The sequence below is a fragment of the Terrisporobacter muris genome (assembly GCF_024621905.1).
GTDB lineage: Bacteria > Bacillota > Clostridia > Peptostreptococcales > Peptostreptococcaceae > Terrisporobacter > Terrisporobacter muris.
This window is the reverse complement of sequence record NZ_JANKBY010000304.1, coordinates 1-4,457: the sequence shown is the minus strand read 5'-3', so window position 1 is coordinate 4,457 and position 4,457 is coordinate 1. Positions and strand designations below refer to the sequence as shown.

3 protein-coding genes are annotated in these 4,457 nt (G+C 27.4%); 2 read left to right on the top strand and 1 reads right to left on the bottom strand.

All coding sequences use genetic code 11. The annotated features are described in order from the left end of the window. Positions 1-104: 104 nt before the first annotated feature. Positions 105-1,160, bottom strand: coding sequence for an NAD(P)H-dependent flavin oxidoreductase (locus tag NSA58_RS16605; protein ID WP_074079955.1), 1,056 nt, complete (start codon positions 1,158-1,160; stop codon positions 105-107). Between the two features lie 169 nt (positions 1,161-1,329). Here NSA58_RS16605 and NSA58_RS16600 point away from each other — a divergent pair, with 169 nt between their 5' ends. Both NSA58_RS16600 and NSA58_RS16595 read left to right on the top strand, forming a co-directional pair. Further along, a complete protein-coding gene (locus NSA58_RS16600; protein ID WP_074079956.1) occupies positions 1,330-1,749 on the top strand; it encodes a DUF1284 domain-containing protein in 420 nt (139 codons plus the stop codon). Between the two features lie 523 nt (positions 1,750-2,272). Further along, positions 2,273-4,384, top strand: coding sequence for a family 2 glycosyl transferase (locus NSA58_RS16595; RefSeq protein WP_257560709.1), 2,112 nt, complete (start codon positions 2,273-2,275; stop codon positions 4,382-4,384). Positions 4,385-4,457 lie beyond the last annotated feature (73 nt).

Sequence of the window (4,457 nt, the reverse complement as noted above, 5' to 3'; positions counted from 1 at the left end):
ATTATTAAAGCATGGATATCATAATAGACTATCCATGCTTTAATTTAAATTTAATTAAAAAATATAAAATTTAAACTATCTAACTACAAAAGTATCAAGATATTTTAAATCATACAAGTTAAATCATCCATAACTTCTTTTACTGATTTTAATTCATTTATTTTGTATGCATCTGCCCCACAGAATAATAGAGCATCATCCACATTTCCTCTTACTGCATTTATTAAAGCAGTTGAAATACAATAAGGTGTGTTCTTTGGGTTACAAGGAACTAAACAATTATAGCACTTAGTAATTTCAGGTCTTGAACATAATATTGTATCAATAAATTTATTTTTTATTGCTCTTCCTGGAAGCCCAACAGGACTTTTAACGATTTTAATATCTTCTTCTTTGGCATTAATATAAGTTTGTTTAAAATTATCATGGGCATCGCACTCATGAGTAGCAACAAATCTAGTCCCCACTTGAACACCGCCAGCGCCTAAATCTAAATATTTTTTTACATCAATTCCAGAAGATATTCCACCAGCTGCAATTACAGGTATTTTTTTATTGTATTTCTCTTCGTACTTTTTTGTTATGTCCAAAATATTAATAAACTCATCATCATAATTGATAGATTTTATATCGTCTAATTCATCATTACTAAAACCTAAGTGGCCACCAGCTTTTGGACCTTCTACAATTATTAAATCGGCGGTTGTATTGTCTTTTTTATCCCACATTTTTAGAATAACATGAGCTGCTTTAGATGATGAAACAATGGGAGCTATTTTTGTATTGCTGTTCTTTACTAATTTAGGTAATTGTAAAGGTAGTCCTGCTCCAGAAATTATTAAGTCACAGCCAGATTCTACTGCTGCTTTTACATGATCTTCATAATAATTCATGGCTACCATTAAATTAACACCAATTATACCATTATTTGATTTTTCCTTGGCTATTTTAAGATGCTTTTTTAAAGCCCTTAAGTTTGCTTCTAAAGTATTATTTTCAAAATCATCTTCGTCATATCCAATGTTAACACCAGATATAATACCTATACCGCCGGCATTACTAACGGCAGAAGCTAGAGATGATCTAGATATTCCTATGCCCATACCACCTTGGATTACAGGCATTTTTGCGATTAAATTTCCTATTACTAATTCTTTCATAAATTTCCTCCTATAATGAGGAAATTCAAAATTAAAACTAACTAAGATTAATTAATATTATACTATAAAACATAGTATTTTCATACTATAATAATCTCATGAAGACATAGAAATTTCAATGATTTAAGAATAGGAAATTTAATTTTAAGAGGAGGCTAAAAGTAACTTTATGTTAAAAATAAGACCACATCATATACTTTGCATGAGAGCGTACAGTGGTAATGGATATAGTGAAGAATTTAAAATAAAAATAGAAGGTATCATAAAGGAGATTCAAGCTTATAATGAATTCCTTCAAGTAGATAATTTAAAAGAGGAAATTAAAGAAGTAGAGTTAGTTTTTTATACAGATAGCATTTGTGAAAAATGTCCTAACAAATTAGGTGAAAATCTTTGCTCATCTCAAGAAAAAGTTAATTTACTTGATTTTAAAGTTATAAATCACTTTAATTTAAAAGAAGGTATATATAATTATAAGGACTTAGAAGACTTAGTATATGGGAGTATAAACGAATGCATATTTGATGATATATGTAAAGAATGTGAATGGTATGGAATAGCCAATTGTAAAGATTATATAAAATTATAAGTGAGCAATGAGAGTAATTTGAATTCACACCAAAGGTAGTTAATGGATAAAAAATTTGGCTTGTTTTTGTGATTTTTTGAAGTGGGTTTTCTTTATAGCAAAATCTGTTAAGGTTTCTATACAAGAACAGTTATCTAAGCATAAACATGATACTTTTGAGATTTACATATATGCATTATAGAAAGGTTTAATGAAGATTTGTTCTACTTTGAAAATTGAATCATATTAATATTAGATATATTGAAAACTTCTGTGAGATGGATATTTTTATCATGCAGAAGTTTTTTGTTTTATAAATTTATTACTGTTGTTCGAATTAGGAATAGGTAAGAAGGATATGTTACTAATTACTTACAAATAAGTAGGAAAAATTAATAAGGATATAAATATAATTTATATAATATTAAGTTTAAATCATTAGGGTATATATTAGGGAAGATTTTCATCTATAACTTATAATGTTTTAATGTTATTATATAAGTTCGAAGTAAATCATAAAGGTTTTCAAGAGAGGGGGAATAAGATGAAAAGATATTTAAAGATATGTACAATATTATTAGTTTCTGCAATTTTAATATATAATTTTAAATATATTGTGAGGAATAATTTAAATACGAGTAGCGAAGATAATATAAAACAAGTATCAAGAGTTAATGAAAAAGATATGGAGATTTATAAAAATGGAAAATGGGAAAAAACATTTCTAAAAGGTGTTAATATAGGTGCAGCAAAACCAGGTTATTTCCCAGGAGAGTTTGGTATAACTAAAAGTGATTATTTAAGGTGGTTTAAGTATATAAAAGAAATGAATGCAAATGTAATAAGGGTATATACACTTCAAATGCCAGCATTTTATGAGGCACTATATGAATTTAACCGATATGAAAAGGAACCATTATATATAATACATGGTGTTTGGGTAGATGAAGAGCTTATGTTGGAAGAAATGAATGCATTCAGTATAAATGTTATAGATACATTTAAATCAGAAACAGATAAAATTATTGATGTTATTCATGGAAATGCTTCTGTAGAAAAAACAACAGGTAGAGGTTATGGAAGATATACAAAAGATATATCACCATATGTTATAGGATATATACTGGGGATTGAATGGGAACCTAACTTTACAAAAAGTACAAATGACATTAATAAAGGTATGAAAGATTTTGATGGAAAATGGTTATATACTGAGAGTGCCAACCCGATAGAAATATTCTTTGCTCAAGTTGGAGAACACGCCATAGAACATGAAACTAGTAATTATAATACTCAAAAACCAATAGCTTTTTCAAACTGGGTAACAACAGATGTAATGAGTCATGACGATGATGTTGACGAGCAAAATAGAATTGTAGATATAAATGAAGGAAAAATAAAACACAAAGATGATTTTAAAAGTGGTATATTTGTATCTTATCATATATACCCATATTATCCAGATTTTTTAAACTATGAGAAAAAATACACTGAATATGTGGATGAAAAAGGAAATAAAAATTCATATAAGGCATATTTGGAAGAATTGATAGGATATTATAAAGATAGACCAGTTATTGTATCTGAATTTGGAGTACCAACTTCTAGGGGAATAACACATGAAGATTCTAGTAGAGGCTTCAATCAAGGTATGGTAAGTGAAGCCGAACAAGGATTAATGAATAAGGAGATGTTAGATGATATACACTCTAGTGGATATGCAGGTGCAATAATATTTTCATGGCAAGATGAGTGGTTTAAAAGGACTTGGAATACAATGGATATGGATGATCCAGATGCAAGGGCCTATTGGTCAGATAAAATGACAAGTGAGAAATATTTTGGATTGTTAACCTTTGATCCAGGGAGCAAAAAAAGTGTAGCTTATGTCGATGGAAATATGAAAGAATGGAAAAAGAAAGATATAGTTACAGAAAGTGAAAATACGAAGCTATATATGAAAAGTGATGAAGAATATTTATATTTCAGAGTAAACAAAAAAAACTTAGATATAAATAGTGATGAGATTATAATACCAATAGATGTAACACAAAAATCTGGAAGTAATAATGTTGAAGGTTACAAATTTAATTTTAATGAATATGCAGATTTTATTATAAAAATAAATGGTAAAGATAACTCTACTATAGAAGTTCAGAACTATTATGATATAAATGATTTTTTATTTAAGGACAAAATTAAAAAAAATAAAAGTAGTAACAAATTCAATATATTAAAGCAAACAATACTTGGAGAATCTTATATGCCTTTAAGTAAAAAAACAATAAAACAAAAAGAAGTTGAAGTTGGAAAATTAATATATGGAAATGCAAATCCAAGGAGTGAAGATTATAATTCATTGTCGGATTTTATTATTAATGGAGATGATATTGAAATAAGAATACCATGGTTAATGCTTAATATAAGTAATCCAACTCAAAAATTAGTAATAGATGATTTCAATAATAAAAACGAAATAAAACATACTCCTATTGAAAATATAAGTTCTGGTATTTATCTAGTTGATGATGGGGTATCTAAGGAACAAGCTATAATGAAGTCTTACACATGGGATAAATGGGAAATTCCAAATTACCATGAAAGGCTTAAAGAATCATATTATATTATAAAAGAATCATTTAAAGATATAGACTAGGGGGAAATATGATTAAAGTAATATTTAGTACCATATCAATATTTCTATATTATTTAATTTGTGTTTAGATCGG